Genomic DNA, 23,439 nt, shown 5'->3' on the forward strand with positions numbered 1-23,439 from the left:
GCCCGGACGATCACGTGAGCCCCCGAGCCCTGCGTCCCGGAGACGCAGTGCCCGAGGCGTCCCGGGTCAGGCTTCCTCGGGTTCGGGCTCGTTCGGGCCGGTCTGCTCGGCGACCCAGGCGAGGTAATCCATGCTGCCCGCGACGACCGGGGTCGCGACGATCTCCGGGGTGTCATAGGAGTGCTCGTCGGTGATGAGGCTGGCCAGCTCGTCGAACCGGTCGACGGTGGTCTTGAACACCACCATCCACTCCTCCGCCGACTCGATCTCGCCCTCCCACCAGTAGGTGCTGGCGATCGGGCCGATCAGCTGGGCGCAGGCGGCCAGCCGCTCGGCGACGGCGGACCGGGCGAGCTCCGCCGCCTCCGCCCGCGAGTCGGTCGTGGTGGTCACCTGCACATACGCGTCGGCCATGCCCCGTCTCCTTCCCCCGTGGAACCGATCGTAGGCATCGGGGCCCGGATCGGCCTCGCGCCCCGCTGCGGGACGTGGACGCGAGGCGGCCGGGCGTACGGTCGCCGACTCAGTGCTGAGGCCGGACGACCGGACGGCCGCTGGCTCAGCACTGAGGCCGGACGACCGGACGGTCGCGGCGTCAGCGCTGGGGCCGGACGACCGGACGGTCGCTGGCTCAGCGCTGAGGCCGGATGACCGGACGGTCGCTGGCTCAGCGCTGGGGCCGGACGACCAGGGCGCTTCCGCCGTGGCGGCGCACGGGTTCCGCGACGGCCTGGACGAGTCCCGGCGCGAGGAACTCCAGGCCGGTCGCGGCGCCGATCTGGCCGACCGGCGGGCCGGGCCACAGCTGCAACCGGTGCCCGCGAGCCGCGAGTCCCATGCCGTACTTGTCGAGGAATGCCTGTTCCGCGAAGACCTGCGGGGTGTTGCGCTGCGTTGCGCGGGGCGCGGCGAGCGCGTCCGGCAGGCTCATCCCGAGGTCGATCCGGTTCAGCAGGATCTGCAGCACGGTCGTGATGATCGTCGAGCCGCCGGGGGTGCCGACCGCGAGCACCGGACGGCCGTCCTTCAGCACGATCGTCGGGGCCATGCTGCTGCGCGGGCGCTTCTCGGGTCCCGGGACGTTCGGGTCGGCGGGCTGGCCGGGCGCGGGCGGCTGGAAGCTGAAGTCGGTCAGCTCGTTGTTGAGCAGGAAGCCGCGTCCGGGGACGGTCAGGCCGCTGCCGCCGAACTGCTCGATCGACAATGTGTAGGACGCGACGTTCCCCCACCGGTCGGCGACGACCAGGTGCGTGGTCTGCGGGCCCTCGGCGGCGAGTGCACGTGTCGTGTTGCCCGGCGGCTTGCAGGGCGGGTAGTCGCCGTCGGGGTTCCCCGGCGCGACGGGCGCGGGCGCGGCGGCGTCCGGCTTGATGAGGCAGGCACGCTCGCGGGCGTATCCCTGCGACAGCAGCTCCTTCACCGGGACGGTCACCTTGTCGGCGTCGCCGATGTAGCGGCCGCGGTCGGCGTAGGCGAGCTTGGACGCCTCCAGGTAGTAGTGCAGCGCGGTGACCGGGTCCTTGGGGCTGAGGTGGAAGTTGCCGAGGATGTTCAGCGCCTCGCCGACGGTGATCCCGCCGGACGACGAGGGCGCCATCCCGTACACGTCCAGGCCGCGGTACTCCACGTGCGTCGGGTCGCGCCAGACCGGCCTGTAGGCGGGCAGGTCGGCGTCCGCCATCAGTCCGGGCCGGACGTTGCGGGTGGCGGCCGGGTCCTTCGGCGGGTGCTGGACGGTCCGGACGATCTCCTTGCCCAGCTCGCCCCCGTACAGCCAGGACGGCCCGCGCCGCGCCAGCTCCCGGTAGGTCCGCGCGAGGTCGGGGTTGCGGAACGTGGAGCCGACCTGCGGCAGCTTCCCGCCGGGCAGGAACAGGTCCCGCGTCGGGACGATGTCGCGGAACCGCGCCTCGTTCGTGGCGGTCTGGTCCTGGAACTCCTGGTCGACGGTGAAGCCGTGCTCGGCGACGCGGATGGCGGGCTGGAGCAGCGCGGCCATCGAGCGCGAGCCGAACCGGCGGAGCCCGGCGTCCCACTGGGCGACCGTGCCGGGCACGCCGACGGACAGTCCGCTTGTCACGGCCTGGTCGAAGGGCAGCGGCTGGTTCGTGGTCGGGTCGATGAAGGAGGTGTCCTTCATCGCCTTGGGGGCCTTCTCGCGTCCGTCGATCGTGTAGACGCGGCGGGTGCGGGCGTCGTAGTAGGTGAAGTAGCCGCCGCCCCCGATCGCCGACACGTACGGCTCGGTGACGCCGAGGGTCGCGGTGGCGGCGACGGCTGCGTCCATCGCGTTGCCGCCGTGCCGCAGGACTTCCAGGGCGCTGCGGCTCGCGTCCAGGTCGACGGTGGAGACGGCGCCTCCGTAGCCGGTCGCGACGGGCTGCTTGGCGTCCGGCGGGCGGTGCGACGACGGCGGGTCGGCGGCGGCCTGGCCGGGAACGGCCAGCGCGGCGGCGGCGGTGACGGCCGCGGCGACGGCGACACCCCTGCGGCCACTGGACGGACGGCGGAACGGGCTGCTGGACGGGCGGCGGGACAGGCGGCGCGCGCTGCGGCGGGACGGCGCGGGGAACGACACGGGACCTCCTCCGGAACCGGCGTCCCCCAAGGTGCCACCGATCTCCGCCGAGCGCCAGCGTCCCGACCGACCCCGGACGCCCCGCGACAGCCCTTACCTGCAAGGGCTTCCTGAAGATCGGCCGGTCCGGGCGCGGCCGCCCGGGCGGTCGCGGTGGCCTCACCTCGCCACAGCAATCTCATGGAAATCGTTGCGGTTTTACCTGTTCGTGGTGAATTCTTAGGGACTTCAGCAGTGCTGTCTCGCGAACAGCGGCGCGGGTTCAGGCCCTGGGGAAACATCGCCTAAGACCTGGGACTTCGCCATGCCCAACAACATTTTCCGGCGGCTGCCGGTAGAGCGTGCGACCGGTGAGGTGCACGGCGGCCGCCACCGGCTGCGCGTGGTGTACCGCACCCGCGACCTGATCGTGCTCGGCCTCGGCGTCATGGTCGGCTCCGGGATCTTCAAGATCTCCGGGCAGCTGGCCGCGAACACCGCCGGTCCCGCCGTGATCGTCTCGTTCGTGGTGGCCGGGATCGTGTGCCTGCTGGCCGCGCTGTCCTACGCCGAGCTGTCCTCGATCATCCCGGTCGCGGGCAGCGCCTACTCGTTCTCCTACGTCGCGTTCGGCGAGGTGTGGGCGTGGGTGGTGGGCTGGTCGCTGATCCTGGAGCTGCTGCTGGCGGCGTCGGTGATCGCGCGGGCCTGGTCGCTGTTCGCGACGCAGATGCTGCACGACTTCTCGGTGCCGATACCGGGCGCGCTCGGCAGCGTGATCGGGCAGGAGAAGGGCTTCGACGTCTTCGCGCTCGGCATCCTGGTGCTGATCGTCGCGATGCTCGCGATCGGCAGCCGGATGAGCATCCGGACGCTGTGGTTCATGGTGCTGGCGAAGCTCATCGTCATCGTCCTGCTGATCGCGACCGGGCTGAAGTTCTTCGCCCCGCACAACATGACCCCGTTCGTCCCGCCCGCGAAGGCCGCGCCGGACGACAGCGCGCAGACCGTCCTGGACGCGCTGACCGGCGCGATCACCGGCGGCTCCCCGCACGTGTTCGGCATCTGGGGCATCCTCGCCGCGACGCCCGCGATCGTGTTCGCCTACATCGGCTTCGACCTGATCGCGACCGCCGCCGAGGAGACCGACGACGCCCCGCACCGCATCCCGCGCGGCATGATCGCCTCGCTGTGCATCGCGGTGGTGCTGTACATCGGCGTCGCGATCGCGATGCTCGGCATGGTCTCCTACAGCCGCCTCGACCCGGCCAAGCCCGCGCTCAGCACCGCGTTCGGCATGGTCGGCGCCAGCTCCATGGGCAAGATCGTGGACGTCGGCGCGGTGCTCGGCCTCACCACCGTGATCCTGGTGGTGCTGATCAGCCTCACCCGCGTGCTGTTCTCCATGTCCCGGGACGGCCTGCTCCCGCGCGGCATCTCGGCGGTCGGCAAGTACCGCGTCCCGACCCGCGCGACGCTCGTCGCGGGCGCCGCGGCCGTGCTGATGTCGCAGACGCTCAACGTGCTGACGCTGGAGCACATGGTCGTCATCGGGACGATGTTCGCGTTCCTGTTCGTCTCCGCGTCCGTCCTGCGGATGCGCCGCGACCGCCCCGACCTGGCCCGCCCGTTCCGCGTCCCGGCCGCCCGCCTCACCGCGATCGTGACGATCGTCCTGGTCGCGTGGCTGATGCTGAACCTGGAGCTGCGCACCTGGGCCTACTTCGGCATCTGGATGGCCGGCGGCATGGTGCTTTACCTGGTTTATGGACGCCGCCGCAGCCAGCTGAAGCTCCTGCTGGCGCAGCCGCCGCCCGCGCGCATCTCCGTCCCGTACCCGGTCCCTGCGCCCACCGGCGCCCCCATGGCGCCCGGCGTCCCGGGCCCTGGCGCCTCCGGCCCGATGTCGGGCGTCCCGGCTCCGATGCGCGGAACCGCCGGCTACATGCCGGGCGGGCCGGGCGCGAGCAACCCGACGATGGCCGCTCCTCCTCCCCCGGTCGCCCGTCCCTCCTTTGAAACGCCGTACTACGAACGGCAGCAGTACGACCGTCCGGTCTACGACTCGCCGCCGTCGAACGACCCGTTCCAGGTCCCGCCGCAGCGCGCCGCCTACCAGGAGACGTACGGCTCGCAGGCCGGACGCGGCTACTACCAGGACGACGATGACGTCATAGGAATGGGCTACGGCCGCCCCGCCGCCGACCCGCGCTCATCGTCCGACCCGCGCTCGTCCGCGCCGCGCCCGCCGGCCGATCCGCATCCGTCCGGCCGCTATGCAACCGGCAACCAGCCGCACCAAACCGGCGACTACCGAATGCCCCCGCAAGCAACCGGCCCCTACGCCACCCCGTACGATTCCCCGTCCGGACGCCACGCCACGGGCGGCTACCACATGCCGTCCGAGGACGACCGCTACAGCTCCGGCACCGGCCGCCACCGCAGCGGCGACCACCCCCAAACCCCACCGAACGAAGACGACTACCCACCCCAAGGCGGCCGCCACCACCGCTAACGGATCAGGCTCGGCGCCCTCTATAGGACGCCGAGCCTGCCCGGCCTACATCTCAAACCAAACACCCCACCGCCCGGCCGAGCCGTCGCCCGCGATCCACTCGGCCCCAGCAGCCCGCGCCAGCCCAGCCACAATGACCAACCCGCGTCCCGACTCGGCGGAGAAATCGTCCACCCCGAGGGGACGGTTATGGTCCGGAAACCGCGGCGCACCCGCAGCGCCGCCATCGTCGAGAACCTCGACCCGAACCCTCCCGGCGGACGTCCGGACGGTCACGTCAACACCGCCGCCGTCGCGCCCGGACGCCGTGTGCCGCACAGCATTCGTGACGACCTCCGTCACAACAAGGTCCAGGTCATCGACGTCCACGGATTCCATCGGTCCGACCCACTCGCGAACCTGCGCGCGGACGGCCCGGACGTCGAGCTGCCCGTCCCGCTGCCCCGTCACCCTCCGAGTGGTGACGGCATCCCACACCATCACCGCACACCCGCCGCGATCTGATGCGCGGCGTGAGCGGCGCCATCGGCCGCCGCCACATGCCCGCCACCCCAGCAGAACAACCAGGCGCCACTCACAGCTCGCATGCTGAGAACGGCGAGGGCGGTCTCACCGTCCCGCACATAGAGGACGGGCTGACCGTGCGCGGCCAACGCAAGCGAAACCCCGCGCCCGAGCGCGTGCAGTTCCGCCATGAGCCCGACGAACAGCCGCAGCCGCGCGACCGTCCCCTCGCCACCCAGCGGAGGTGGAGCGTCCGCAGGTAGGTTGTCCATGTCCGACTCCTTTCCAGTCGGCCAAGGCCCCGGCAGGTGTGCCCGCACCCGCCGGGGCCGCTCACATGTCGGACGCCATTGAGGACGAGCGTCCGCAGCAGACGCCTGTGACGCCCAGTGCATCGACCACCGCAAGCGAGCGAAGCAATTTCGGCATTCGTCACCACTCGCATCCTTGTCGTGACACTCTGACATCCGACCTACTCGCACCGTAGGTTGCAAGGTGCAGCAGCACAAGCGAGTTGCAGAAACTCCCCGGAAGGATCGTCAGATGGCACCCCGTTCGAGCCCGACGGCCCGCCGTCGCCGACTCGCCACCGTGCTTCGCGGCCTGCGCGAGGAGCGCGGCCTGAGCTGCGCCGAGGTCGCACGCAAGGTGGGCTGGTCCGAGTCGAAGGTCAGCCGCATCGAAACCGGCCGCGTCGGCGTCCGAACGAACGACCTCGACCTGCTCATGGACGCCTACAACCTGGCGGACGACCTGCGCACCGACCTCCAGACCCTCCGCAGGCAGGCCAGCCACCGCGGCTGGTGGGCCTCCTACGCCGACGCCCTCCCCCAGTGGTTCAACAGCTACGTGGGCCTAGAGGACGGCGCGAAGTCCGTGACGATGTACCAGAACCAACTCGTCCCAGGACTCATGCAGACTGAGGGCTACGCCGAAGCCGTCATTCGATCGGCGCGACCGAACATCGCCATCGACGAAGTGGAGCGCCAAGTCGCAGCGCGAGCGACCAGGCAGTCACTGCTCACGCGCCGCGACGCCCTGGAAGCCTGGATCGTCCTCGACGAGGCCGTCCTCCGCCGCAATGTGGGAGGAACCGATGTCATGGGCGCCCAACTCCAGCACCTGCTCGTGCTGGCGGACCTTCCATCCGTGACATTGCAGGTACTGCCGTTCGAGCACGGTGCACATGCATCGATGGGCACCGCATTCAGCTACCTCACCTTCCCCGAGACGGGAGGCACGGGCATCATCTACATCGAGGACCTGACGAGCAGCCAGTACTTGGAGGAGCCGGAGGACATCGAGCGCTATACGCTGGTTATCGACCACCTGAGAGCGTCCGCCCTGTCTCCCGAAGCCTCCACGGCCTTCATCAGGAGCGTCCTGGATGCTCTGCACTGACAGATGGAGAGGGGATCGCGTCATGAACGCGCCGGATCTCATCAACGCCCGGTGGCGCAAGAGCAGCCACAGCAACGGATCGGGCGGCGAATGCGTCGAAGTCGCGTCCGTCCCCACCACCGTCGCCATCCGCGACAGCAAGAACCCGACCGGCCCCGCCATCGCCCTCGCGCCCGCCGACTGGCACCGCCTCGTCCACCAAATCAAGGACGACCAGCACCCCCCGGCCTAGAGGAAGCGCGCATGCCCAACCTCACCAACGCCGTCTGGCGCAAGAGCAGCCACAGCAACGGATCGGGCGGCGCGTGCGTCGAAGTCGCGTCCGTCCCCACCACCGTCGCCATCCGCGACAGCAAGGACCCCTCTGGTCCAGTCATCGCCCTCGCGCCCGCCGACTGGCGCCTCCTCATCCAGCGGCTGTCCCGTACTGCGCAATAAGCGCACCGAGTAGGGGCCTCGATGAACGTTCCAGACCTGTCCTGCGCAGTCTGGCGCACGAGCAAACACAGCCAGCAGAACGGCGAATGCGTTGCGGTCGCCCGTATTCCGGGTTCGCTGGCCGTCCGCGACAGCAAGAACCCGGCCGGCCCCCTCCTCACCTTCGCACTCGCCGACTGGCAACACCTCGTCCAGCAAATCAAGGACGACCAGCACCCTCCCTCCTGGAGAGGATGACGCTATGAAGGCGCCAGGTCTCACCAACTCACGCTGGCGCAAGAGCTCTCATAGCGGTCAGAACGGCAACTGCGTGGAGCTTGCGAACGCAGATCGTTCAGTCGCTGTCCGCGACAGCAAGGCCCCCAGCGGTCCGGTCATCGTGCTGACGCTCGCCGAGTGGGAGTGCCTGATCCGAGGGGTGGGACGCGCGGGGGCGGGTCATGCCTTTGGGGGCATGACGGGGTAGCGATGTTGACCTTGGAATGTAGATCTCGCAAGGCATAGTGTCGCGGGTGATCGCGGGTCGCTACGGGGCCTGGCCCGGTTCGGGGCGTGCGTGGGTGCGGTTTTCGGTCGGCCGCGTTCGGCCTTGGAGGTTCGGTGCCCGTCGGTTATGTGATCCCTGTGGCGATCGTCGCGGTCGGGGCGTTGTCCGCGCTGGCGCCGGTGCGGCGGCCGCGTGCGCTCCAGATGGTGACCTACCATTTCGGGCTTGTCGTCAACGAGATTCCCTTCACGGCCTTCTTCTACTTGCTGTTCCTGCCGACCGTCCTGGCCTTCTCCGAGGGCGACATCGACTCGGTGGGCGGATGGCTCGCCGTCGCCTTCGCCGTCCTGACGGCGGCCGGGCTCGTCCTCATCGGGCGTCGCGGGCTCGGGGACCGGGCGCGGATCGAGCGCGCCATGGACGAAGGGCTCGGCGCGGGATGGCGTGACACCCTAGACGCTGATCTGGCCAAAGGGTTGCGGCGGCGTCCTTCGCTGGCGCGTGTCATGTTCGTGCCGTTCTTCCGGCGCCGGTGGGACGTGCGGCGCGTGGCCAACCTCTCCTACGGCGATGCGGGACGCCGCAACCTCCTGGACGTCTACCACCAGCGTTCACGTCCGGAAGGCGCGCCCGTCCTGATCCATATGCACGGCGGCGAATACCGCCATGGGCACAAGAACAGCCAGTCGCTCCCGCTCCTGCACCACCTGGCGAGCCGCGGCTGGGTGTGCATCAGCGCCAACTACCGTCTGCGCCCGCACGCCCAGCACCCCGACCACCTGATCGACCTCAAGAAGGTGATCGCTTGGGCGCGCGAGCACGCCCACGAGTACGGCGCAGACCCGGCGACGCTGTTCGTGGCGGGCAGCTCGGCTGGCGGGCACATGGCCGCGCTGGCCGCCCTCACCCCGAACGACCCTGAATTCCAGCCGGGCTTCGAGGACGCCGACACCTCCGTATCGGGTGCCATCTACCTGAACGGCTGGTACGGCGACTATTTCGGCCTAGGCCCCGAGTCCTCGCCACTCGGCCACCTCAACGCGGACGCGCCGCCCTTCTTCATCGCACACGGCGACCTGGACCCGCTCGTCCCCGCGGCCGACGCCCGAGACTTCGCCGACCGGCTACGCCGCGCCTCGTCCAACCCCGTCGTCTACGCCGAACTGCGCGGCGGCAACCACGCCTTCGACCTCTACCACTCCTTCCGCTTCGAAGCGGTGGTCGACGCCATCGAATCCTTCACCACCTGGATCCGCTCCCGCGACACAACCCCGTCCTCCCCAGACACCGAGCCACTACAGGCACGCTGACCTACACGACGCGCCGGCTCTCGCAGTCGAGCCAAACGTCCTGCCCTTGCGCCGTGACGGTCAGACCCCAACGGTCGGCGGTGGGACGGCCGAGTTGGTCCCACCAGCGGTGAGCGTCCTCGACCTCCTGCCAGAGGTCGCGCTCACCTGACTGCCGGACGGGAAATTTCTCGGCGCCCGGTTCGACGTCCAAACTGGCCCATGAACGCGACCACGGATCGACCAGCCACACCGTGTAGGCCCGCTCGTCGTGGAAGGCGACGACCAGCTTGCAGTGCGGAACCTTGATGCCGACGGCAAGGGACGCGTCGTACTCACCGAGAACCGTGGACGGATGCGTCTCGGTGAACGAGCGGCGCGCCCCATCCACGTCGCGGACGTGACGTTCCAGCGATGCCCGCTTGCCGCGCTGGTCCCGCAGCCTCATGAACGCCACGTTCCCCACGATCCGGCCCCGCATCACCGCGTCCCGCGACACCTCGAACGACACCAGCGCGCCATTGTGGAAGTCGGTGGTCCATGGCACCAGTACCCGGCCGCCTGGCCGGGTCTGGGCCGCCCACGCGTGCGGGATCCGGTCGGCGGCGACGGTGGCGATCACGCGGTCGAACGGAGCGGACGCCCGATGTCCCAACGCTCCGTCCCCCACCACGACCTGGACGTGGCGCCCCACGTCCGCCAGCACGTGCCGGGCACGCTCGGCCAGCGCAGCATCGACCTCGACCGAGGTCACGCGATCCGCTCCGAGCCGTTCCGCCAGCAGGGCGGCATTCCAGCCGGTGCCTGTGCCGATCTCCAGCACGCTCATCCCGGGCTCGACCTCCAGCGCCGCCAACATCGAGGCCACCACGTCGGGCCGGCTCGCCGAACTGGTGATTTCCCGGCGACCTGCCCCGGCCCTGCCGGAACCCCGTCGTCCACCTGGGTGATCACGAACTCGTTGGCGTAGCACAGCTCCAACCAGGCGGTCTCGTCGTCGGCACGATGGACCGGGAGCAGCCGGTCGCCGTCCTCGACCCACACCGTGTCCGGGACGAACAGGTGCCGAGGCACCGCCTCGAACGCCGGACGCCACTCCGGCACCAGGTCACCTGCTTCAGCCAGCTCGGCGACCAGCCGCGCCGACAATGCTCCCGGGTCGACCACCTACTTGCCCTTCTCGTGCTTGCCCACCGCGAAGCACCTTCCCCCCGGAAGCCCTGCAGGCCATCACGTTAGGGACGGCCAGGGCGCGCACGCAGGCGAGTTGCACGAACTTGCATGCGAAGTCGTTCCTGCGGGGCGGCCGATCCACTCGTCCGTCCGGACGGGCCTGCTTTGGCAGGTGGTGGGTGGGTGGAAAAGGGGAGGCGGGGGGTGGGAGGGGGTTGGCAGGATGGGGGGTTCGTGGGTGGGGTGGTGGGGCGTGGGTAGTGGTGTCAGGTTGATTCGGTCTGGGTCGCTTTCGGATGTTGTGGAGTATGCGTATGCGGCCACGGCGCCTGCGGGGGCTCGGCTGATTTTTCTGGCGGGGGCCTGTCCGTTGGATGAGGACGGGGTCACGGTGGCTGTTGGGGATTACGTGGGGCAGACGGCGAAGGCGATCGAGAACTTGCAGGTCGCTCTGAAGGATGCTGGGGCGTCGTTGCGGGACGTCATCAGTACGCGGGTTCTTGTTGCTTCTACGCGGCAGGCGGATCTGGGGGCGACCTGGCAAGTGGTGCGGGACGCGTTCGGGGAGCATGACGTGCCCAGCACTCTGCTGGGGGTCACCGTGCTCGGGTACGAGGACCAGCTTGTTGAGATCGAGGCCGTCGCGGCTGTGACGGATCCTTCTTGATCAATTGGGCGGGGCCGGGCTACGGTTCGGCGAGTGGATCAGGCGGGAGTTCGTGAGGTCGCCGGGTTGCTCGGCGGGTACGTCCGGGCGGCGCAGGTCTCGCCCGCAGGGCGGGTCGAGCCGGCGTTCCTGGAGGTCCGGGGGCGGTACGAGGCGCTTCTGGACGATGCGCCCGTCACGGCGATGCTCGGGCTCACCGTTCTGCACAGCGTGAAGTTGCTGGCTTACGTCGTCCACGGGACGGAGCGGCGGAGCCGGTTCCTGCGCGAGTGGGAGGTGGGCCGCCTCGGGCCGCTGGAGGAGTTGCCCGATCCTCGGAAGGGCGATGATCCCGTGGTTCGGGAGCTTGCCCTGGAGGTCGTGCGGTGGGAGCGGCGGGCGCTGGAACTTGAGCCGGACGAGAACCTGGCCGCGTTTCTCATCGGGCATGCCCTTTACCGGCTCGGGGACGACGCGGGCGCGCGGGCTGCCTGGGTTGAGGCGCTTCGGGTTGATCCGGGCGATCACGTGGTCGCGGGACTGGTGGCCGGTCTGGACGGGCGTCCCGTGCCGGAGGCCGTCGCGTCGGACGTGTGCCGGTGCGCGCACGGGTTCTTCGTGTTCCGGCACAACACCGTGGCGTCCCATAGCGGGGAGCGGGCGGAGACGTGCTGGGTGGTCAACGACCTGGCCGAGGTTCGCCAGGTCGTCGACGCCTGGGTCGCGGACTACCCGTGGGGGGACGTCCTCGACGAGGAGCTGCTCGGGGACGACGCCGAGGGGTTCGAGGACTACTGGGACCCGGAGTCGGACTCGTTCGATCCGCTGCCTGACGACGAGCTGAGGGTGGAAGTCCATACGCCGGGCGAGCCCGTTTCGGTGCGGCATGTGGATCGGGCGCTGCGGCTCGGGACGGACGACAGTGTCCGGCTGGATTGGACGGAGGTGCCCCTCCCGGAACGGGTCGCGAAGCCGCTGCCTGCCGGACGCGCCGTTCGGTTCGATGGGCGCTGGTACCTCTACGGGGAGAACTTCCACCAGCTGTGAGAAGGCCCCGCCAGCGGGCGGGGCCTTCGATGGCGCTACTTCTTGGCCAGCGGAGCCAGGTTGCTCTGGAGGTCGTCCAGGAGTTTGTTGGCGGCGGTGGGGCCGATGCCGGTCATCCAGATCTCGTCGTCGGCGGGCTTGGTGTGGCCGGCCTTGACTGCGGACAGGCGCTGCCAGAGGGGCCCGGCGGTGACCTTGGCCTGCTCGGTGGCGGCCTTGGCGCCGTAGGCGGCGACGAAGACGAAGTCGCCGTCGGCCTGGTCGATGCGCTCGGGGCTGAGGGGGGCGAAGCGCTTGTCGGACTTGTCCTTCAGCAGCTGCGCGTCCGGACGGCCGAGGCCCGCGTCGTGCAGGACGATGCCGGAGAACGAGTCGGGCCCGTACTGGCGGATCTCGTCCGGCATGAAGCGGATGACGCTGATCTTCAGCTTGGACGGGTCGCCGAGCGACGCGCCGACCTTGCGGGCCCGGTCCTCGTACGCCTTGAGCTTCTGCTCGCCCTCGGCCTTCCTGCCCACGGCCTCGGCGTCCAGGAGGAAGTTCTGCTTCCAGGTGATGCCGACCTGCGCCGTGAAGACGGTCGGGGCGATCTTGGAGAGCTGGGAGTAGTACTTCTCCATCCGGAACTTCGAGCCGAGGATGAGGTCCGGCTTGAGCGCGGCGATGGCCTCGACGTCCGGCTGCTGGGTCGTGCCGACGCTCTTCACCTTGGCGAAGCCGGGCCCGAGGTACTTCGGCATCCCGGCCTTCTGGTCGGGGACGGTCGCGCCGACCGGGGTCAGGCCGAGGGTCGCCAGGGTGTCGAGCTTGTCGGTGTCCAGCACAACGATCTTCTTGGGCGCGTCCGAGACCTTCGCCTCCCCCATCCCGTGCTTCACCACGTGCGTCGCGCCGGACGCGGACGAGCCGCCCGAGCCGCCGCCGCACGCGCTCAGCGCCATGGCCGCGACGGCGGCGGCCGCCAGTCCCTTGACGAGTCTCATCTGTCTCCTTCGTTCAGGCCGGGGCGTCCGGCACGACCATCGGCGCGCCCGTGACCGGGCAGGGGACGACCACGCCGCCGAGGCCGAACACCTCGGACAGGCAGCGGGCGTCCATCACGTCGGCGGGGGCGCCCTGCCGCACGACCGCACCGTCCTTCATGACGACCAGGTGGTCGGCGTAGCGGCACGCCTGGTTCAGGTCGTGCAGGACGGCGGCGACGGTGTGGCCACTGCTTTCCCCCGACCAACCGACCCCGACCGACCTCCCGGCGCCGCGGTTCAGGCGCCGCAGCAGGTCGAGCACCTCGATCTGGTGGGCGAGGTCCAGGTAGGTGGTGGGTTCGTCCAGCAGCAGGGCGTCGGTGTCCTGGGCGAGCGTGAGCGCGATCCAGACGCGCTGGCGCTGGCCGCCGGACAGGGCGTCCACCGGACGGTCCCGGAGCTCGGCGAGGTCGGTGAGCTTCAGCGCGCGCTCGACGGCCTCGGTGTCGGCGGCGCTCCACTGGCGGAACCAGCGCTGGTGCGGCTGGCGCCCGCGCGCGACGAGGTCGGCGACGGTGAGGCCCTCGGGCGTGACCGGCGACTGCGGCAGGACGCCGAGGCGGCGCGCCAGCTCGCGCGTGTTGATGCCGTGCACGTCCGCGCCGTCGATGAGAGCGGCGCCGCCGCGCGGGGCGAGCAGCCGGGCGAGGGTGCGCAGCAGCGTGGACTTGCCGCACGCGTTCGGCCCGATGACCACGGTGAACGCGCCGCCGGGCAGTTCCAGGTCGAGGCCGGACAGGATCGTCCGGTCGCCGTAGCCGACGGTCAGGTCGCGCGCGGCGAGGGTCACCGGCGGGCGCGCGGAGGTTTCGGTCATGCGTTCTTCCTCCGGACGAGCAGCCAGAGCAGGTAGGGGCCGCCGAGCGCGGCGGTGAGCACGCCGACCGGGAGCTGGACGGGCGCGAACGCGGTCCGCGCGATGAGGTCGGCGACGACGGTGAGCAGCGCGCCGGTGAGGGCGGCGCAGAGCAGCGGCGGGCGGTCCGCGCGCAGCAGGCGGCGGGCGAGCTGCGGCGCGGCGAGCGCGACGAAGTCCACCGCCCCGGCCTGCGAGACGGCCAGCGCGGCGAGGACGACGGCGACCGCGCCGAGCAGCAGCCTCCGCGCCCCGACGCGGACGCCGAGCCCGCGCGCGAGGTCGTCGTCCAGCCCGGCGGTGTCGAGCGCGCGGCCCGCCCAGACCAGCACCGGCGAAAGCACCAGCAGCGGGACGAGCAGGGTCAGCGTCTCGCGCTGGCCGAGCCCGGCGAGGCTGCCGGACAGCCAGACGCGGGCGCGCTCGCCGTCCGCCGGGTCCGCGCCGACGATGAAGACCTCGGTGAGGGCCTTGAGGGCGAGCGCGACGGCGATTCCGGACAGGACGAAACGGTTCGCGGTGAGGCCCGTGCGTCCGGCGAAGGCGAAGACGGCGGCCGCTGCGGCGAGCCCGCCGAGCAGCGCGGCCGGGCCGAGCCAGGACGCGCCGAGTCCGAACGTCATCACGGCCGTCGCGGCGAGGCCCGCGCCCTGCGTGACGCCCATGACGTCCGGCCCGGCGAGCGGGTTGCGGGTCACGGCCTGGAGCAGCGCGCCGGACACGCCGAGCAGCGCCCCCACGGCGAGCCCGACCTCGACCCTTGGCAGCCGAAGATCCTGGACGACCAGACTCGCGGGCCCGTCCCCGCCAAGCGCGCGCAGCACGTCCGTAGGCGGAACGAACGTGCTCCCGACCGCCAGCGAAGCCAACGCCGCAACAGCCGTAAGCGCCACAAGAACAAGACCGAAAACCAGCGCGCGCCGCCGGACGGTCACCGCGACCGGCCCAAAGCCGAGCACGAGCGTCCCCGCCGCAGGATGCCGAACAGCCATCATGCGGTCACCGTTCGGGCCCGGCGGACGAGGAGGAGCAGGAATGGGGCGCCTAGCAGGGCTGTCACGACACCCGCGCGGACTTCGGCGGGTGGGACTACCAGGCGGCCCAGGACGTCGGCGACCAGGAGCAGCGTGGGGCCGAGGAGGAGGGAGACGGCGAGGGTCCAGCGGTGGTCGGCGCCGACCAGGGCGCGGGCTAGGTGCGGGACGGCGAGGCCGACGAAGCCGATCGGTCCGGCGGCGGCGACGGCCGCGCCGGTGAGGAGGATCGCGGCGACGGCGGCGCTGAGCCGGACGCGGCCGACGTTGCGGCCGAGGCCGCGCGCCACGTCGTCGCCGAGCGCGAGCGCGTCCAGGCCGCGCGCGGACGCGAACGCGACGAGCACGCCGACCAGGACGAACGGGATGACCCAGGTGGCGACCTGCGGCGGGCGTCCGGCGAGCGAGCCGACCGCCCAGAACCGGAAGGTGTCGAAGGTCTGCTGGTTGACGGTGAGGACGCCGACGACGACGCCGGTGAGCGACGCGTCCAGGGCCGTCCCGGCGAGGGCGAGGGTGACCGGGGACGCGCCGTCGCGGGTCCGCGCGGACAGCGCGTAGACGAACGCGCCCGCGAGCGCCGCGCCGGCGACGCCGAACCAGAGGTAGGACGGCAGCGCGGTCAGCCCGAACACGCTGATCGCGATGACGACGCCGAGCGAGGCGCCGGACGTCACGCCCATGATGCGGGGGTCGGCGAGCGGGTTGCGGGTGAGCGCCTGCATGAGGACGCCCGCGACGGCGAGCGCGGCGCCGGCGGCGAGGCCGACGACCGTGCGCGGCACGCGGAGCGAGCGGACGATGAGGTCCTCGTCGGTGTCGCCGCGGTGGGCCAGCGCGTCCCACACGTGGCCGGGCGGGATGGACCGGCTGCCGAGCGCGAGGCTGGCGAGGACGGCGACGAGGAGGGCGAGCGCGGCGAGCGCCAGCACCGCCGTCCGCCTGCGCAGCATCGCGCCGCTCACCGCCGTTCGATAGGAGAATGGGAAGGTTAGGCAAACCTAACCTTATTGATCCAGGTCGCAGCGTAGAGCACGGCCGCCATTCACCTCAAATCACCCCTGGACGGGCACCGCCCTCGCGCGCTATGTTCTTCTCAAGTCGAGATTGACTCAAAGAGAGAAAGACTCAGAAGGAGAACGATGAGCCCGGTCGAGCCGCCGCAGGACGAGCGCGAGTTCCTCGCCGCCTACGATCCGCGCGCCTACGACCCCGTCTCGGTGACGGTGGACGTGGTCGCGCTGACCGTCCGGGACGGCGGGCTCGACGTCCTGCTGGTGCGGCGCGGCCAGGCCCCGTACGCGGGGATGTGGGCACTGCCGGGCGGTTTCGTCCGGGGTGTGAAGGACGCCGAGGACCTGCCCGCCGCCGCGCGCCGCGAGCTGGCCGAGGAGACCGGCCTCGACCCGGACGAGCAGGGCGGACCGATGGAGCGCCTGCACCTGGAGCAGCTCGCCACCTACGGCACGCCCGGCCGCGACCCCCGGATGCGCGTCATCTCCGTCGCGTACCTGGCGTTCGCCCCCGAACTGCCCGACCCGCGCGCGGGCGGCGACGCCGCCGAGGCCGCCTGGGTCCGGGTGGACGAGCTGGGCCTCAGCGAGGCGGGTGCGCAGCGTCCGGGCACCACGCGCAAGCTCGCGTTCGACCACGCCCGCATCCTCGCGGACGGCCTGGAGCGGGCGCGCGGGAAGCTGGAGTACACGCCGCTCGCCACCGCGTTCTGCCCGCCCGAGTTCACCATCCCCGAGCTGCGCTCGGTCTACGAGACGGTCTGGGGCGAGGAGCTGCACGCGGGCAACTTCCACCGGAAGGTGCTGTCCGTCCCGGGCTTCGTCGAGGCGACCGGCGGCACCGCCGACCGCGAGGGGCGGCGCGGCGGACCGCGCCCCAAGCTCTACCGCGCGGGCGACGCGCGCCTGCTGCACCCCGCCCTGCTGAGGCCCAGCCGGGAGGAGGAGATCAGATGACTCACGAGGACGCGGTGGCCCTGCTGGAGCGCGCCGCATCCCCGCACGACCTGTTCGGCCCGGACGCGGCGGAGGCCGCCCGCCTGTACCGGCGGCTGGCCCGGCTCGTCCACCCGGACGCCACGCTGGACGGCTCGTCCCGGCACTTCGCGCGGCTGTCGGAGCTGTGGCACGCCTACAACGCCGCGAACACCCCGGTCATCGAGGTCGGCGGGCACCGGTACCGGCTCGGCGAGACCGTCGCGAGCGGCGACCTCGCCGAGCTGTACGCCGCCGAGGACGAGAACCTGTACCCCGCCGAGGACGAGCACATCGTCCGCTCCACCAGGGGCCGGAACGCCAGGCGCGACACCAGGGATCGCGACGCCACGCGCGACGCCACACGCGACGCCACGCGCGACGCTCGGCGCGTCGTGCTCAAGATGCCGCGTGACCCGGCCGACAACGACCTCATATCCCGCGAGGAGGAGGCGCTCCGGAAGCTGCGCCGCGACGGCGACCCGAAGTTCCGGGCGTACGCCCCGAAACTGGTCGCCTCGTTCCGGCACCGCGACCCGGACGGCGGCGAGACGCGCCGCGTCAACGTGCTCGCGCCGCTCGACGGGTTCGTCACGTTCGCCGATATCGCCGCCGCCTACCCGGACGGCGTCGACCCGCGCGACGCGGCGTGGATGTGGCGGCGGCTGCTCGTCGCGCTCGGCTTCGCGCACCGCGCGGGCGTCGTGCACGGGGCGGTCGTGCCGGAGCACGTGCTCGTCCATCCGGAGAAGCACGGCCTCGTCCTGGCCGACTGGTGCTACTCGGTCACCCGCTCCGGCGGACGGGTCCCCGCGATGGTCGACCGGCACGCCGGCCTGTACGCGCCCGAGGTCCCCGCCCGCGAGCCCGCCGGCCCCGCGACGGACATGTTCATGGCGTCCCGGTGCGTCGCCCGGCTGATGGGCGACCGCGCCCCGCGAGCGATGCGGGCCTTCGTCAAGGGCTGCACGCTCCCCTCGCCGCAGCGGCGTCCGCGCGACGCCTGGCGGCTGCTCGCCGAACTCGACGAGCTTCTCGACCGGCTTTACGGCCCCCGTACGTTCCGCCCGTTCACCATGCCCGTAGGAGGCAGTCATGGGTAGTGGCAACTGGTCCACCAACGTCTACGACGCCAACCGCGCCTACCAGGCCGCGAACGGCATCAGCGCGTTCGCCTACAGCGACGGGGGCGCGACCTCCGTCCACCCCGACCTCGACCCGAAGGACGCCGGGCTGCGCGAGTCGCGCGACTCCGACGAGCACCCCGAGTCGCTCGCGATCTCGGTGCTGTTCGACGTCACCGGCTCGATGGGCACCGTCCCGCGGACCCTCCAGACGCGGCTGCCCGACCTGCTCGGGCTGCTGCTGCGCAAGGGCTACGTCGCGCACCCGCAGATCATGTTCGGCGCGATCGGCGACGCGCACTGCGACCGCGCGCCGCTGCAGGTCGGGCAGTTCGAGTCCGACAACCGGATGGACGACGACCTGGGCAAGATCCTGCTGGAGGGCGGGGGCGGCGGCCAGATGAAGGAGTCCTACGAGCTGGCCATGTACTTCATGGCCCGGCACACCGCGATCGACTGCTACGAGAAGCGCGGCAAGCGCGGCTACCTGTTCATGATCGGGGACGAGCTGGCCTACCCGGCCGTCCGCAAGTCCCAGGTGCGCGCGCTGATCGGCGACGACCTGCGGGAGGACCTCCCGCTCCCGGCGCTGCTGGACGAGCTGACCCGCGTCTGGGACGTGTACTTCATCATCCCGGACGGCGCGTACCACACCGGCGACGCGCGGCTGCGCGACTTCTGGCGCGAGCAGTTCGGCCAGAACGTCCTCTACCTGGACGACCTGGACGCGGTCTGCGAGACCATCGCGCTCACCGTCGGCCTCGGCGAGGACGCCATCGACCTCGACGAGGGCCTCGCCCACCTGGACGAGTTCGGCTCGGACGCCGGCGCGGCCGTGTCGAAGGCGCTCACCCCGCTGCACCGGAGCCGCGGCTCGGTGGCGGTGTCGGGCGCGCCGTCCGGGCTGCGCGGCAAGGACCGCGACTCGGGCAACCGCAGGCTCTGATCAGGCAAGGAAAGCAACGGGGGTTCGGATGCGGCACGTGATCGTCGTCGACCTCGGGTTCGGCGACGCCGGGAAGGGCACCGTGGTGGACGGGCTCTGCGCGCACGCGGCACGCGCCGCGCGGGAAGCAGGGGCCGGGCCCGTCCACACGGTCGTCCGGTTCAACGGCGGCGCGCAGGCCGCGCACAACGTCGTCGCGCCGGGCGGCCGGCACCACACGTTCGCGCAGTTCGGCTCCGGGACGTTCACCCCCGGCGTCCGGACGCATCTCTCGCGGTTCATGATGGTCGACCCGCTGTCGCTCGCCGCCGAGCACGCGCACCTGCGCGCGCTCGGCGTCCGGGACGCGTTCGACCGCCTCACCGTGAACTGGGACGCGCCGCTCACCACCCCCTACCACCGGGCCGCCAACCGGGCGCGGGAGACCGCGCGCGGCGCGGCCCGGCACGGCTCGTGCGGGATGGGCGTGGGCGAGACCGCCGCGTTCGCGCTCGCCCACCCCGACCTCGCGCCCCGCGCCGGCGACTGCCTCGCGCCCGCCCGCCTCCGCCGCCGCCTCACCGCCGTCCGCGACTGGTATCGCGCCGAGTTCCCCGGCGCCCGCTCCCCCGGCGGCGAGGCCGTGCCGAGCGTGGACGAGTGCATGCCGGTGTTCCTGGCGTTCGGGGCGAGCGTCCGGATCGTGGACGACGGGTACCTGCCGCGCGTCCTGCGTTCGGAGCGGGTCGTGTTCGAGGGCGCGCAGGGCGTCCTGCTGGACGAGTGGCACGGTTTCCACCCGTACACGACGTGGTCGACGACGACGTTCGCGAACGCCGAGGCGCTGCTGGCCGAAGCGGGCGAGGAGGGGTACCGGCTGGGCGTGCTGCGCGCCTACGCGACCCGGCACGGACCCGGCCCGTTCGTGACCGAGGACCCGGCGCTGACCGCCGACCTGCCCGACCCGCACAACGGCACCGGACCGTGGCAGGGCGCGTTCCGCGTCGGGCATCTGGACGCCGTCGCGCTCGACTACGCGCTCCGCGCGGCCGGGGGCGTGGACGGCCTCGCCCTCACCCACCTGGACATCGCCGCACAACGTCCTGACCTGGGGATCTGCCGCGCCTACGCGATGGACGGCGAGACCGTGCGCCGCCTGCCCCTCAACCCGGCGCGCGACCTTGACCGGCAGGCGGCGCTCACCGAACGGCTCCTGAAGGCGCGTCCCCTCGTGGACAAGATGGACGATCCGGTGGCGGCCGTCGAGGACGCGCTCGGCGCGCCGGTCGTCCTCCGCTCGCACGGCCCCACGGCGAACGACAAGACCGGCACGCTGGACGACAGGACCGGCGCAGCGCGCGCCAAGAGCGGCTCGGTGGGCGACAAGTCCGGCACGCCGCACGGGGAGCACCTGAACAGGCTGTGACCTGCGAGGGAGACCTCGATCACCCCACCGTCACGGTTCACCGCGGCGGCCGGGCGGCCGGGCGCGGGATGGCGTCGGATGGTTCCGTCACCCAGTTCCCCTGGAGGCGGCGATGCGACTCCCCCACTGGCCGCCGGCCCGCGACCGCGCGCGGACGCTGGCCGTCCTGGCGCTGGGCGCGACGCTCGCGACCGGCGGCGTCCCGGCGTCCGCGTTCACCGCGACGCCCGAGGACGGGCCCGTCGCCCCCAGCCCCGGATCGCTCATGCCCGGCACTCCGACGGGCGAGTTCCGCACGTCCGGCCAGGCCCCGGGCCCGCAGCTACTCTCCGGCTCGGCCGACGAGCCCGCCACCCTCCAGCGGGACCTCCAGGACGCCCAGGACGTCGTCAACGACTTCTGGCGGCGGCACTGGACGGAGGACTTCGGCGGACATTACGACCCGCCCAGCGTGCTCGGCTCCTACGACGGCGACAACCGCGCCGGAACGCCGAAGTGCGGCGGCCACCCGCTCGAACGCGACAACGCCGCGTACTGCCCGGACGGCGACTTCCTCGCCTGGGACGACCACCTCATGCGCAACGGCTTCGGACGCGGCGACGGCTGGGTCTACATGGTCATCGCGCACGAGTGGGGGCACGCCGTCCAGCACCGGATGCCGTCGTCGCTGGTGTCCGACCGCACCGAGCTGCAGGCCGACTGCCTCGCGGGGGCGGCCCTGCACGGCGCCGCGCGGGACGGCGAGCTGCGCTTCGAGCCGGGCGACACCGACGAGATCGTCGGAGCGTTCCGGCTGATCGGCGACGGCACCCCCTGGACCCGCCCCGGCGACCACGGCACCTCCGCCCAGCGCATCGCCGAGTTCACCCTGGGCGGCACCGGAGGCGTGCACGCCTGCCTCGACTGACCCCCGCCGCCCGGCCTGACTCCCGCCGCCCGGCCTGACCGCCGCCCGCCCCGGACACCGCCGTCGCGTCCTAGGGCTGGACGACCTGGCGGACGACGATCTCGTCCAGCCGGCGCTCGACGATGGCGCCGACCGGCCAGTCGCGGACCAGGGTGCGCAGGCCCGCCGCCTCGTGCTCGGCGTGCGAGCCGTCGTAGCCCTGCTGCCGCAGGCTGCTGCGGATCGCCTCCACGTAGTCGGCCTCGGTGAAGCCGGGCACGTCGCGGACCATGGCGGTGGTGGTGGCGCGGTGCGAGTTGAGCCCGGCGAACGACCGGGCGCAGCCGCAGCCGCCGTCCGGGTCGCCCGCGTCGCGGTCGCAGACCACGCCGATGTGCACGAGCTCGCCCTCCACGCACCAGGCGAAGTCGTTGTCGCGGTAGCCCTGGGTGAGGTTGGTTGCGGTGAGCAGCTTCACTGGCCGACCCCTTCCGTGACCTGCCCACCGTACGACGCCGGTCGGACATTCCACCGGCGAACGGTCGTCGGAGGCGGGCGCCGCCCTTTGGCCGAGGCCCGGGGACGTCCGCCGGCGACAGGAAGAACCGGCAGTGAACCACTTTAAGTCAGGAACCTACCGTGACTCACGAGACCCCCGCGTTTTCCAACAATCCGCAACCGACCATACGTTTCCGGCCGACTTCAGGAGGCTCCGGGCGCCCCTCGCCGGGGACCGAACCAGAGGGCGACCTGGACGAGGACGGCAGCCACCAGTGCGACGGCCGCCCAGGTGAACACGCCGGACACGCCTCCGCCCCCGATGAAGGGGACGAGCAGGACGGCCAGCCCGAGCGAGCCGCCGACGGTGAGCGCGGTCTGCAGGACGCCCGCGGCGACCCCGGCGTACTCGGGCGGTGCGGTGGTCAGCACGATCATGTTCATCGGGACGATCGCCAGCCCGACGCCCGCGCCCATCAGGACGAGCGCGGGCAGCACGTCCGCCGGGTAGCCGCTCGCGCCGTCAAGCCGCGTCAGCCAGAGCACCCCGGCGAGGACGACGACGAGGCCGCCCACCGCACGCGTCCGGAGGTCGAACCGCGCGACGTGCTTGGTGAGCAGCTGGGTGGTGGCGAGCAGCGCGAGCCCGAACGGAAGGATGGCGAGGCCGCTCTCCAGCGCGTTCATGTGCTGCGTGTTCTGCAGGTACTGGACCAGGTAGACGAGGAACCCCGTGAGGACGGCCGCGAGGAGCAGCAGGCTCAGCACGGCCCCGGCCCGCCGCCGTTCGGCGAAGAGCGCGAGCGGGAGGAGCGGCTCGGCCGCGCGCCGGTCGAGGAGGAACAGCGCGGCCCACAGCACCGCCGAGACCGCGAGCAGGACGGCCGTCGACGCCTCGCCCCAACCGCGCTCCGCGGCGTGGACGAGCGAGTACACGGTGGCGGCGAGCGCTCCGGTGGCCAGGACGGCGGACGGGACCCCGAGCGCGCGCGACCGGACGTCCTCGTCGCGGAACCCGAGCACCCGGACGGCCAGCCCCAGCAGCACGAGTCCCACCGGCACGTTCACCAGCAGGCTCCAGCGCCAGTCGCCCGCCCAGGTCAGCAGCCCGCCGAGGACCATCCCGGCGGACGCGCCGAGCCCGGTCACCGTCGAGTAGAGCCCGAACGCGCGCTGCCGCCGCTCGCCCTCGGACAGGGTCGCGAGCAGCGCGAGCCCGGCCGGCCCGGCGAGGGCGGCGCCCGCGCCCTGCCCGACCCGTCCGGCGAGCAGGACCGGCAGGTCCGGCGCGAGCCCCGCCACCAGCGAGGCGGCCACGACGAGCGCCACCCCCGACAGGAACACCCGGCGGTGGCCGAGGACGTCGCCGAGGCGCCCGGCGAGCAGCAGCAGCCCGCCGAACGCGAGCAGGAACCCGTTCGGGACCCACGACGCCGGGGCGACCCCGAGGCCCAGGTCGTCCTGGAGGGCGGGCAGCGCCACGTTCACGACCGTGCCGTCGAGCTGGAGCATGAACTCCGCGCCGACGATCGCGGCCAGGGCCAGGGCCCACGCCCGGTCCCCCGCCGTGCCGGACGCCGTGCTGTCCCGAACCGTCTCGGTGCTCATCGATCCTCCCGG

At 72.0% G+C, this 23,439-nt stretch carries 26 protein-coding genes; 14 read left to right on the plus strand and 12 right to left on the minus strand.

Annotated elements, in window-relative coordinates; translation table 11 throughout:
- Window positions 1–66: 66 nt before the first annotated feature.
- Window positions 67–414 (minus strand): divalent-cation tolerance protein CutA, encoded by a 348-nt coding sequence (gene cutA / locus FHU30_RS19485; protein ID WP_253877605.1) that lies wholly within the window; start codon window positions 412–414, stop codon window positions 67–69.
- A gap of 253 nt (window positions 415–667) precedes the next feature.
- Window positions 668–2,578, minus strand: coding sequence for a gamma-glutamyltransferase (ggt, locus tag FHU30_RS19490; RefSeq protein ID WP_308211339.1), 1,911 nt, complete (start codon window positions 2,576–2,578; stop codon window positions 668–670).
- Window positions 2,579–2,882: 304 nt separating this feature from the next.
- Here ggt and FHU30_RS19495 point away from each other — a divergent pair, with 304 nt between their 5' ends.
- Window positions 2,883–5,072, plus strand: a complete 2,190-nt coding sequence (locus tag FHU30_RS19495) for an amino acid permease (RefSeq protein ID WP_253877606.1) — start codon at window positions 2,883–2,885, stop codon at window positions 5,070–5,072.
- A 45-nt stretch (window positions 5,073–5,117) separates the two neighbouring features.
- Here the strand turns inward: FHU30_RS19495 and FHU30_RS47670 are convergent, their stop codons facing one another.
- Together FHU30_RS47670 and FHU30_RS19505 are read right to left on the minus strand one after the other, a co-directional pair.
- Window positions 5,118–5,552, minus strand: a complete 435-nt coding sequence (locus tag FHU30_RS47670) for an ATP-binding protein (protein WP_372503917.1) — start codon at window positions 5,550–5,552, stop codon at window positions 5,118–5,120.
- The gene (locus FHU30_RS19505) at window positions 5,552–5,848 is read right to left on the minus strand and encodes a hypothetical protein (RefSeq protein WP_253877608.1); all 297 of its coding nucleotides are present in this window, start codon (window positions 5,846–5,848) and stop codon (window positions 5,552–5,554) included. The genes FHU30_RS47670 and FHU30_RS19505 overlap by 1 nt, the downstream gene beginning before the upstream one ends.
- 271 nt (window positions 5,849–6,119) lie before the next feature.
- Between FHU30_RS19505 and FHU30_RS19510 the strand changes: the two genes are divergently transcribed.
- The 6 genes from FHU30_RS19510 to FHU30_RS19535 all read left to right on the plus strand — a co-directional run bounded on the left by FHU30_RS19510 (window position 6,120) and on the right by FHU30_RS19535 (window position 9,212).
- The gene (locus tag FHU30_RS19510; RefSeq protein ID WP_253877609.1) at window positions 6,120–6,977 is read left to right on the plus strand and encodes a helix-turn-helix domain-containing protein; all 858 of its coding nucleotides are present in this window, start codon (window positions 6,120–6,122) and stop codon (window positions 6,975–6,977) included.
- 22 nt (window positions 6,978–6,999) lie between these two features.
- Entirely contained in the window at window positions 7,000–7,209 is a 210-nt protein-coding gene (locus FHU30_RS19515; protein ID WP_253877610.1) for a DUF397 domain-containing protein, read from the plus strand.
- 11 nt (window positions 7,210–7,220) lie between these two features.
- Window positions 7,221–7,415 (plus strand): DUF397 domain-containing protein, encoded by a 195-nt coding sequence (locus FHU30_RS19520; protein WP_253877611.1) that lies wholly within the window; start codon window positions 7,221–7,223, stop codon window positions 7,413–7,415.
- A 21-nt stretch (window positions 7,416–7,436) separates the two neighbouring features.
- Window positions 7,437–7,652 (plus strand): DUF397 domain-containing protein, encoded by a 216-nt coding sequence (locus tag FHU30_RS19525; protein WP_253877613.1) that lies wholly within the window; start codon window positions 7,437–7,439, stop codon window positions 7,650–7,652.
- Window positions 7,653–7,656: 4 nt separating this feature from the next.
- On the plus strand, window positions 7,657–7,881 hold the full coding sequence (locus tag FHU30_RS19530) for a DUF397 domain-containing protein (RefSeq protein WP_253877615.1): 225 nt from the start codon (window positions 7,657–7,659) through the stop codon (window positions 7,879–7,881).
- Between the two features lie 134 nt (window positions 7,882–8,015).
- On the plus strand, window positions 8,016–9,212 hold the full coding sequence (locus FHU30_RS19535; RefSeq protein WP_253877617.1) for an alpha/beta hydrolase: 1,197 nt from the start codon (window positions 8,016–8,018) through the stop codon (window positions 9,210–9,212).
- Window position 9,213: 1 nt separating this feature from the next.
- Here the strand turns inward: FHU30_RS19535 and FHU30_RS19540 are convergent, their stop codons facing one another.
- Complete coding sequence (locus tag FHU30_RS19540) at window positions 9,214–10,050, minus strand: methyltransferase domain-containing protein (RefSeq protein ID WP_253877619.1); 837 nt, start codon at window positions 10,048–10,050, stop codon at window positions 9,214–9,216.
- On the minus strand, window positions 10,017–10,358 hold the full coding sequence (locus FHU30_RS19545; protein ID WP_253877621.1) for a hypothetical protein: 342 nt from the start codon (window positions 10,356–10,358) through the stop codon (window positions 10,017–10,019). Before FHU30_RS19545 ends, FHU30_RS19540 begins: the two co-directional genes overlap by 34 nt.
- A 259-nt stretch (window positions 10,359–10,617) precedes the next feature.
- Here FHU30_RS19545 and FHU30_RS19550 point away from each other — a divergent pair, with 259 nt between their 5' ends.
- Window positions 10,618–11,031: a RidA family protein gene (locus FHU30_RS19550; protein ID WP_253877623.1), complete on the plus strand. Its 414-nt coding sequence runs from the start codon at window positions 10,618–10,620 to the stop codon at window positions 11,029–11,031.
- 33 nt (window positions 11,032–11,064) lie between these two features.
- On the plus strand, window positions 11,065–12,057 hold the full coding sequence (locus FHU30_RS19555) for a tetratricopeptide repeat protein (RefSeq protein WP_253877625.1): 993 nt from the start codon (window positions 11,065–11,067) through the stop codon (window positions 12,055–12,057).
- 35 nt (window positions 12,058–12,092) lie between these two features.
- Here FHU30_RS19555 and FHU30_RS19560 read toward each other — a convergent pair whose 3' ends face one another.
- The 4 genes from FHU30_RS19560 to FHU30_RS19575 are packed head-to-tail and all read right to left on the minus strand — an operon-like array spanning window position 12,093 to window position 15,937.
- Entirely contained in the window at window positions 12,093–13,040 is a 948-nt protein-coding gene (locus FHU30_RS19560) for an ABC transporter substrate-binding protein (protein WP_253877627.1), read from the minus strand.
- A 13-nt stretch (window positions 13,041–13,053) separates the two neighbouring features.
- The gene (locus FHU30_RS19565) at window positions 13,054–13,899 is read right to left on the minus strand and encodes an ABC transporter ATP-binding protein (protein ID WP_253877629.1); all 846 of its coding nucleotides are present in this window, start codon (window positions 13,897–13,899) and stop codon (window positions 13,054–13,056) included.
- On the minus strand, window positions 13,896–14,933 hold the full coding sequence (locus FHU30_RS19570) for a FecCD family ABC transporter permease (protein ID WP_253877631.1): 1,038 nt from the start codon (window positions 14,931–14,933) through the stop codon (window positions 13,896–13,898). The genes FHU30_RS19565 and FHU30_RS19570 overlap by 4 nt, the downstream gene beginning before the upstream one ends.
- Window positions 14,930–15,937, minus strand: coding sequence for a FecCD family ABC transporter permease (locus tag FHU30_RS19575; RefSeq protein WP_253877632.1), 1,008 nt, complete (start codon window positions 15,935–15,937; stop codon window positions 14,930–14,932). Before FHU30_RS19575 ends, FHU30_RS19570 begins: the two co-directional genes overlap by 4 nt.
- Before the next feature lie 177 nt (window positions 15,938–16,114).
- On the opposite strand from FHU30_RS19575, the gene FHU30_RS19580 reads away from it, so the two are divergent.
- The 5 genes from FHU30_RS19580 (at window position 16,115) to FHU30_RS19600 (ending at window position 21,342) form a co-directional block, all read left to right on the plus strand.
- Window positions 16,115–16,942, plus strand: a complete 828-nt coding sequence (locus FHU30_RS19580; protein WP_253877634.1) for an NUDIX hydrolase — start codon at window positions 16,115–16,117, stop codon at window positions 16,940–16,942.
- On the plus strand, window positions 16,939–18,063 hold the full coding sequence (locus tag FHU30_RS19585) for a protein kinase family protein (RefSeq protein WP_253877635.1): 1,125 nt from the start codon (window positions 16,939–16,941) through the stop codon (window positions 18,061–18,063). The genes FHU30_RS19580 and FHU30_RS19585 overlap by 4 nt, the downstream gene beginning before the upstream one ends.
- Window positions 18,056–19,030, plus strand: a complete 975-nt coding sequence (locus FHU30_RS19590) for a hypothetical protein (protein ID WP_253877636.1) — start codon at window positions 18,056–18,058, stop codon at window positions 19,028–19,030. The genes FHU30_RS19585 and FHU30_RS19590 overlap by 8 nt, the downstream gene beginning before the upstream one ends.
- A gap of 28 nt (window positions 19,031–19,058) precedes the next feature.
- On the plus strand, window positions 19,059–20,435 hold the full coding sequence (locus tag FHU30_RS19595) for an adenylosuccinate synthetase (protein ID WP_253877637.1): 1,377 nt from the start codon (window positions 19,059–19,061) through the stop codon (window positions 20,433–20,435).
- Window positions 20,436–20,547: 112 nt separating this feature from the next.
- On the plus strand, window positions 20,548–21,342 hold the full coding sequence (locus FHU30_RS19600) for a neutral zinc metallopeptidase (protein ID WP_253877638.1): 795 nt from the start codon (window positions 20,548–20,550) through the stop codon (window positions 21,340–21,342).
- Between the two features lie 70 nt (window positions 21,343–21,412).
- On the opposite strand, the gene FHU30_RS19605 is transcribed toward FHU30_RS19600, so the two are convergent.
- Both FHU30_RS19605 and FHU30_RS19610 read right to left on the minus strand, forming a co-directional pair.
- Window positions 21,413–21,799, minus strand: coding sequence for a DUF7715 family protein (locus tag FHU30_RS19605; protein ID WP_253877640.1), 387 nt, complete (start codon window positions 21,797–21,799; stop codon window positions 21,413–21,415).
- Between the two features lie 224 nt (window positions 21,800–22,023).
- The gene (locus FHU30_RS19610) at window positions 22,024–23,427 is read right to left on the minus strand and encodes an MFS transporter (protein ID WP_253877642.1); all 1,404 of its coding nucleotides are present in this window, start codon (window positions 23,425–23,427) and stop codon (window positions 22,024–22,026) included.
- Between the last annotated feature and the right edge of the window lie 12 nt (window positions 23,428–23,439).

Source organism: Actinomadura rupiterrae (genome assembly GCF_024172125.1).
Taxonomy (GTDB): Bacteria; Actinomycetota; Actinomycetes; order Streptosporangiales; family Streptosporangiaceae; genus Spirillospora; species Spirillospora rupiterrae.

Bases quoted from the DNA above. Each gene is read 5' to 3' on its own strand.
- FHU30_RS19525 (WP_253877613.1), top strand. From the start codon at position 7,437: ATGAACGTTCCAGACCTGTCCTGCGCAGTCTGGCGCACGAGCAAACAC.
- FHU30_RS47670 (WP_372503917.1), bottom strand. From the start codon at position 5,552: ATGGTGTGGGATGCCGTCACCACTCGGAGGGTGACGGGGCAGCGGGAC.
- FHU30_RS19505 (WP_253877608.1), bottom strand. From the start codon at position 5,848: ATGGACAACCTACCTGCGGACGCTCCACCTCCGCTGGGTGGCGAGGGG.
- FHU30_RS19520 (WP_253877611.1), top strand. From the start codon at position 7,221: ATGCCCAACCTCACCAACGCCGTCTGGCGCAAGAGCAGCCACAGCAAC.
- FHU30_RS19495 (WP_253877606.1), top strand. From the start codon at position 2,883: ATGCCCAACAACATTTTCCGGCGGCTGCCGGTAGAGCGTGCGACCGGT.
- FHU30_RS19530 (WP_253877615.1), top strand. From the start codon at position 7,657: ATGAAGGCGCCAGGTCTCACCAACTCACGCTGGCGCAAGAGCTCTCAT.
- FHU30_RS19610 (WP_253877642.1), bottom strand. From the start codon at position 23,427: ATGAGCACCGAGACGGTTCGGGACAGCACGGCGTCCGGCACGGCGGGG.
- FHU30_RS19585 (WP_253877635.1), top strand. From the start codon at position 16,939: ATGACTCACGAGGACGCGGTGGCCCTGCTGGAGCGCGCCGCATCCCCG.
- cutA (WP_253877605.1), bottom strand. From the start codon at position 414: ATGGCCGACGCGTATGTGCAGGTGACCACCACGACCGACTCGCGGGCG.
- FHU30_RS19510 (WP_253877609.1), top strand. From the start codon at position 6,120: ATGGCACCCCGTTCGAGCCCGACGGCCCGCCGTCGCCGACTCGCCACC.
- FHU30_RS19570 (WP_253877631.1), bottom strand. From the start codon at position 14,933: ATGATGGCTGTTCGGCATCCTGCGGCGGGGACGCTCGTGCTCGGCTTT.
- FHU30_RS19590 (WP_253877636.1), top strand. From the start codon at position 18,056: ATGGGTAGTGGCAACTGGTCCACCAACGTCTACGACGCCAACCGCGCC.
- FHU30_RS19565 (WP_253877629.1), bottom strand. From the start codon at position 13,899: ATGACCGAAACCTCCGCGCGCCCGCCGGTGACCCTCGCCGCGCGCGAC.
- FHU30_RS19600 (WP_253877638.1), top strand. From the start codon at position 20,548: ATGCGACTCCCCCACTGGCCGCCGGCCCGCGACCGCGCGCGGACGCTG.
- FHU30_RS19580 (WP_253877634.1), top strand. From the start codon at position 16,115: ATGAGCCCGGTCGAGCCGCCGCAGGACGAGCGCGAGTTCCTCGCCGCC.
- FHU30_RS19540 (WP_253877619.1), bottom strand. From the start codon at position 10,050: ATGTTGGCGGCGCTGGAGGTCGAGCCCGGGATGAGCGTGCTGGAGATC.
- FHU30_RS19560 (WP_253877627.1), bottom strand. From the start codon at position 13,040: ATGAGACTCGTCAAGGGACTGGCGGCCGCCGCCGTCGCGGCCATGGCG.
- FHU30_RS19515 (WP_253877610.1), top strand. From the start codon at position 7,000: ATGAACGCGCCGGATCTCATCAACGCCCGGTGGCGCAAGAGCAGCCAC.
- FHU30_RS19595 (WP_253877637.1), top strand. From the start codon at position 19,059: ATGCGGCACGTGATCGTCGTCGACCTCGGGTTCGGCGACGCCGGGAAG.